The following is a 234-nucleotide window of genomic DNA, read 5'->3' on the forward strand; positions in this document are numbered from 1 at the left end:
CGGTGATCTATCCATGGGCAGGTTGAAGGTTGGGTAACACTAACTGGAGGACCGAACCGACTAATGTTGAAAAATTAGCGGATGACTTGTGGATGGGGGTGAAAGGCCAATCAAACCGGGAGATAGCTGGTTCTCCCCCGAAAGCTATTTAGGTAGCGCCTCGTGAACTCATCTTCGGGGGTAGAGCACTGTTTCGACTAGGGGTCATCCCGACTTACCAACTCGATGCAAACT

The 234-nt window shown here is 50.9% G+C and carries 1 rRNA gene; it reads left to right on the forward strand.

Annotated elements, in window-relative coordinates:
* Positions 1-234: ribosomal RNA gene (locus tag BHE89_RS03215) — 23S ribosomal RNA — on the forward strand; the annotation flags it as partial.

This window comes from Shigella sp. FC1967 (assembly GCF_001743005.1).
Classification (GTDB): domain Bacteria; phylum Pseudomonadota; class Gammaproteobacteria; order Enterobacterales; family Enterobacteriaceae; genus Proteus.